5 protein-coding genes are annotated in these 4,679 nt (G+C 72.0%); 1 reads left to right on the top strand and 4 read right to left on the bottom strand.

The genetic code is table 11. The features are described 5' to 3' along the window. Positions 1-131: 131 nt before the first annotated feature. Positions 132-1,025 carry a LysR substrate-binding domain-containing protein gene (locus GTW40_RS06155; protein ID WP_161179132.1) on the bottom strand — a complete coding sequence of 298 codons (894 nt, stop codon included), beginning with the start codon at positions 1,023-1,025 and terminating at the stop codon, positions 132-134. Positions 1,026-1,144: 119 nt separating this feature from the next. On the opposite strand from GTW40_RS06155, the gene GTW40_RS06150 reads away from it, so the two are divergent. Beyond that, positions 1,145-1,534 carry a VOC family protein gene (locus GTW40_RS06150; RefSeq protein WP_161179131.1) on the top strand — a complete coding sequence of 130 codons (390 nt, stop codon included), beginning with the start codon at positions 1,145-1,147 and terminating at the stop codon, positions 1,532-1,534. A 39-nt stretch (positions 1,535-1,573) separates the two neighbouring features. Here GTW40_RS06150 and trpS read toward each other — a convergent pair whose 3' ends face one another. The 3 genes from trpS to GTW40_RS06135 all read right to left on the bottom strand — a co-directional run bounded on the left by trpS (position 1,574) and on the right by GTW40_RS06135 (position 4,527). Beyond that, entirely contained in the window at positions 1,574-2,629 is a 1,056-nt protein-coding gene (gene trpS, locus GTW40_RS06145) for a tryptophan--tRNA ligase (RefSeq protein WP_343245622.1), read from the bottom strand. 219 nt (positions 2,630-2,848) lie between these two features. Next, positions 2,849-3,487 carry a response regulator transcription factor gene (locus tag GTW40_RS06140; protein WP_161179133.1) on the bottom strand — a complete coding sequence of 213 codons (639 nt, stop codon included), beginning with the start codon at positions 3,485-3,487 and terminating at the stop codon, positions 2,849-2,851. 8 nt (positions 3,488-3,495) lie between these two features. Continuing rightward, complete coding sequence (locus GTW40_RS06135; protein WP_161179134.1) at positions 3,496-4,527, bottom strand: sensor histidine kinase; 1,032 nt, start codon at positions 4,525-4,527, stop codon at positions 3,496-3,498. Positions 4,528-4,679: the final 152 nt, after the last annotated feature.

The following is a 4,679-nucleotide window of genomic DNA, read 5'->3' as shown; positions in this document are numbered from 1 at the left end:
AAGCGGCCCTGGCCACGGGGCTGCCGGAGCCGGAGGCGCGCGCGACGATCGCGTCGGCGGCGCGGGTGGCGGGGCGGGGGCCCTGAGCCGGGCGGAGGCGAAGCGGGCACCCTCAGCCGGGCGGAGGCGGGTCACACCCCCTGGCCCCGCCCCGCGTCCACCGCCGCCCGTACGAACTCCCGCACCCGCTCAGTGGTGTTGTCCGCCCGCCACACCGGCCCGCGCCGGATCGGCGGGGCGTCGTGGAGGGGGACGTACGCGAGGTCCGGGCGCGGGTAGTAGCGCCGGGCGTGCTCGCCCACGGGGAGGACGCCCCGGCCCATCGCGACCAGCGTCAGCATCTCGGAGAAGGTGCGGCCCTCGGGGCCCTTCGGCACCGGGCGGCCCGAGGGCGTCCGCTCCGGCGTGCGGTCCCGCTTGAAGCCGGCGGAGGTGATCTCGGGGTACTGCACCACGGGGTGTTCGGCGAGGACTTCGAGGGACACCGACTCCTCCCGCGCGAGCGGATGCCCGGCGGCGACGGCGAGCATCCGCCGCTCCGTGAGCAGGGCGGGCCCGCAGGCCATGCCGTCGAAGGGGTACGCGGCGACGAGCACGTCCACCGAGCCGTCGAGCAGGCTAGCGCGGGAGTCGGACAGCTGGGCCTCCCGTACGGTCACCCGGCACTCCGGGTGCCGCTCCCCGAACAGCGTGACCGCCTTGAGCAGCGCGGGGGCCGTCCACTCGCCGAGGAAGGCGACCCGGAGCTCCCCGGTGATCCCGCGACTGGCGTCGGCGGCCCTGCGCAGCGCCTCGGCCATCGCGGCGGCGAGCGGGGCGAGGTCGTCGGCCAGCCGCCGCCCGGCCGGGGTGAGCCGCACGCTTCGGCTGGTCCGCTCGAACAGCGGGCCGCCGACCCGCCGCTCCACCTTCCTGATCACCTGGCTGACCCGCCCGGTCGACACCCCGAGCCGCTCGGCGGTGCGGCCGAAGTGCAGCTCCTCCGCGAGCGCCAGGAAGGCTTCCAGCTCGATCCGTTCCAGCACGAGGTCCCCCGTTCGTTGAGCCAGGCTCAACGACCGTAGACCGATCCGCGCTTGATGGTCACCCCGCCCCGGCGGATCGTGGAACACACGTCCACACGGTCTTCCTCTGGAGGGAAAACATGCCTGAGCTGCACGTCAAGGCCTTCGACCACCTCGTCCTCAACGTCGCCGACGTCGAACGCTCCCTCGGCTTCTACACCGGGTTTCTCGGTCTGGAGCCGGTGAACGTGGACGCGTGGCGGGCGGGAAAGGCGCCGTTCCCCTCCGTCCGGGTCGCACCCGAGACGATCATCGACGTGGTCGGCAAGCCCCGGGGCGAGTCCAACGTGGACCACATCTGTCTCACGGTGGACCCGCTGGACTGGGACGAGTTCCTGGAGTCCGCCCAGGTCAACGTCCTGGAGGGCCCGGTCCAGCGGGACGGCGCCCGGGGCACGGCCACCTCCGTCTACGTCCAGGACCCGGACGGCAACACGGTGGAGCTGCGCTGGTACCCCCAGGACGCCTGACCCTCTCCTTCGTAGGCGCGCTTTCTTCTGGGGCTCGCTTCAGTAATCGCTGTTCATGGCGGTGCGCACCTCCGCGAGGGTGGTGTCGGCGACATCCCGGGCCCGCTCGTTGCCCTCGCGCAGAACGCGGCGGAGCAGCGCGCGGTCGCGCGCGTACTCGGCGCGGCGAGCGCGGATCGGTGCGAGGTACTCGTTGACCGACTCGGTCACCACCCTCTTCAGCGCTGCGGCCCCCAGCGAGCCGATCTCACCGGCGATCTGCTCGGGCGTACGGCCCTGGCACAGCGCCGCCAGCAGAAGCAGCGAGGCGACCTCGGGGCGCCCCTGAGGGTCGTAGTGGATGTGCCGCTCGGCGTCCGTCTTCGCGCCCCTGATCAGCCGGGCGGTGTCGTCCGGGCTCGCGGCGAGCGCGATGGCGTTGCCCCGGCTCTTGCTCATCTTGGTGCCGTCCGTGCCGAGCAGCACGGGCGCGCGGGAGAGGAGCGCCTCGGGCTCGGGGAAGATCCCGGTGCCGTCGCCGTACCGCTCGTTGAAGCGGCGCGCGACGGTCCGGGTCAGCTCCAGATGCGGCAGCTGGTCCCGGCCGACCGGCACCAGGTTGGCCTTGCAGAACAGGATGTCGGCCGCCTGGTGGACGGGGTACGTGAACATCAGCCCGCTCACGGCGGCCTGCCGCGAGTGCGCGATCTCGTCCTTGACCGTGGGATTCCGGCCCAGCTCGGCCACGGAGACCAGGCTGAGGAAGGGCAGCAGCAGCTGGTTGAGCGCCGGAACCGCACTGTGCGTGAAGATCGTGCTCCGCGCCGGGTCCACACCCACGGCGAGATGGTCGAGAACCAGCTCCTCGACATGCCCGGTGAGATCGTCCGCCACGTCCCGGTCGGTCAGCACCTGGTAGTCCGCGATGATCACGAACGTCTCGACACCGAGGTCCTGGAGCCGCACCCGGTTGTGCAGGGTGCCGAAGTAGTGCCCGAGGTGCAGCCGGCCGGTGGGGCGGTCGCCGGTGAGAATCCGGAACCGCCCCGGGTCCTGGGTGATCCGCTCTTCGAGCGGGGTGCTGCGCGTGATGGTGTCCACAGTGTCTCTGCTCACGGGGTCTCCTGGTCGTCAGTGGTGCCGTCGGGACGGCACGCACCCGGGTCCGGGAGCACAGGAAAAGGGCCGTCCGTCCGAACGGCCCTTCCGTGTGGTCATGCGCGAGAGGCGGCCGCTCCTACGAGGAGCGCCACCAGCTGCGGCACGACGGGATACGCATGGCAGGAAGGATAACGCCGGTGCGCCCGGCGCCGCGGGTTGTCCGGCGTCGCAGTGTCACGCCCCCACCCCCAGGAACCGCAGCACCGCCAGCACCCTCCGGTGATCCGCGTCCGCCCTGGGAAGGTCCAGCTTGGCGAGGATGTTGTTGATGTGCTTGGCCACCGCGCTCTCGCTGACGACGAGTTGGGCGGCGATCCCCGCGTTGGAGCGGCCCTCGGCCATCAGGGCGAGGACGTCGCGCTCGCGGGCCGTCAGCCGGTCCAGCGGGTCGCTCCGGCGGCGGACGAGGAGTTGGGCGACGACCTGGGGATCGAGAGCGGTACCACCGTCCGCCACGCGCCGCAGCGCCTCGATGAAATCCTCCACGTCCGCGACGCGTTGCTTGAGGAGATAACCGACTCCGCTGGTGTGGGCGCCCAGCAGATCGGCGGCGTAGCGCTCCTCGACGTACTGGGAGAGGAGCAGCACAGCGGTCGAGGGGTGGGTCCGGCGGATCGACAGGGCGGCGCGTACGCCCTCGTCGGCGAAGCCGGGCGGCATACGGACGTCCACCAGCGCGAGGGCGGGTGCGTGCTCCTCCACCGCGGCCAACAAGCCTTCCGCGTCGCCCACTTCGGCGGCCACCTCGAAACCGGCCATCTCCACCACCTTGACCAGCCCGATCCGCAGCAGCACGGAGTCCTCGGCGATCACGGCGCGTCTCAACTCGGGCACGGCAGCTCCACGTTCATCATGGTCGGTCCCCCCACGGGGCTGCTCATCCGGAACGTCCCGTCCACCGACCGCACGCGCTGGGTGAGCCCGGTGAGGCCGCTCCCCTGGGCGGGATCGGCGCCGCCCGGACCGTCGTCGGAGATCACCAGCCGGAGTATTCCGCCCAGTCGGGTCACCGTCACCTCCGCCCGGGTCGCCTCGCGGGCGTGCTTGGCGATGTTCGTCAGCGCCTCGGAGACGACGAAGTACGAGACCGTCTCGACCGCCGGGGGCAGTCGCCGGGGCAGATCCACGCGGAGCCGTACGGGCAGTGGGGCGCGTGCCGCGAGTCCCGACAGGGCGGCGTCCAGGCCGAGTTCGTCCAGGACGGCCGGGTGCAGTCCGCGTACGAGGCTGCTCAGTTCCTCGATCGCCTCCTTCGCCTCCCGGTGCGCCGCGTCGATCACCTCCCGTACCTCGGGCGGCAGTTCGGTCAGCGTGGCCCTGGCGATCCCCAGGTTCAGAGCCAGGGACACCAGGCGCTGCTGGGCTCCGTCGTGCAAGTCCCGTTCGATACGCCGCCGTTCCGCGTCCGCGGCGTCCACCGCACCTGCCCGGCTCGCGGTGAGGTCCTCGACCCGCCGCGCCAGGTCCTCCTCCCGGCTGCGACCGAGCAGCGCGGGCACCACCTGGCTCTCCAGGCGTACGAGAGCGGCGGCGGCGCCCGGCACGGCGGCCAGGACGAGCAGCCCCGCCACGGAGACGTACACCGCCTGTACGGAGTAGCCGAGGTGCTCGACCCGCCACTCCCAGGGCAGCGCGTACACCCACGCCCAGGTCAGCGACGCGGCCACGGAGGCCAACAGCAGCCCCAGCACCAGGACTTCAAGGCTGCCGAAGAGCGTCCCGGCAAGGCAGTGGTACCCGAGTTGGCGCCACGGCCGCCGCCATCCCGGACGGGGGATGTCGATCCCGAGCAGACGGCGGAAACGCCCGCGCTGCGCGACGGTCAGCACCGGCACGGAGCCCGCCGTCAGCATCAGCGCGAACCCCAGAATCACCGGCGCCGTACCGTCCCGCCCGGCGACGGCAAACGAAAAGGGTGCCCCTCGGTGAGGGGCACCCCTTCTGACTCGCTTCTAAAACCTCGGCGGAGGCGGTGGGATTTGAACCCACGGTGACATCGCTGCCA

It is taken from the genome of Streptomyces sp. SID4985 (assembly GCF_009863025.1).
Taxonomy (GTDB): domain Bacteria; phylum Actinomycetota; class Actinomycetes; order Streptomycetales; family Streptomycetaceae; genus Streptomyces.
The sequence above is the reverse complement of the archived record's forward strand: the minus strand, read 5'-3'. Positions and strand labels throughout refer to the sequence as shown.

What these genes read in the sequence shown, in the direction of transcription:
- GTW40_RS06135 (WP_161179134.1), bottom strand. Translation starts at nt 4,527, where the DNA reads ATGCTGACGGCGGGCTCCGTGCCGGTGCTGACCGTCGCGCAGCGCGGG.
- GTW40_RS06150 (WP_161179131.1), top strand. Translation starts at nt 1,145, where the DNA reads ATGCCTGAGCTGCACGTCAAGGCCTTCGACCACCTCGTCCTCAACGTC.